The organism is Sporosarcina luteola, from assembly GCF_023715535.1.
Taxonomy (GTDB): Bacteria; Bacillota; Bacilli; order Bacillales_A; family Planococcaceae; genus Sporosarcina; species Sporosarcina luteola_B.
The window spans coordinates 1-255 of record NZ_JAMBOI010000079.1 but is presented as its reverse complement, the minus strand read 5'-3'; the positions used below and the strand labels follow the sequence as shown (position 1 = coordinate 255).

Below are 255 nucleotides of genomic sequence, written 5' to 3'. Positions count from 1 at the left end.
TCGATCACAACGAAAGCTTCAAAAGCTGGTCTGCCTTTATCCAACACCTAATTTCAAGAGGTCTACAATCGCCGAAACTAGTCGTCTCCGATGCCCATGAAGGTCTTAAAAAGGCGATTCAACAAGATTTTGTGGGAACATCCTGGCAACGGTGCAATGTCCACTTCAAACGCAATATCGTTGACGTCATGCCGAAGAAAGACAATCAGGAGGCAATCAGCCTACTGAAAAGCATATTTGCCGCGGAAGAGATGG

The 255-nt window shown here is 45.9% G+C and carries 1 protein-coding gene; it reads left to right on the top strand.

The window, feature by feature from the left end; all coding sequences use genetic code 11:
• On the top strand, positions 1–255 hold a 255-nt coding region (locus M3191_RS18425; RefSeq protein ID WP_251701753.1), incomplete at both ends, for a transposase.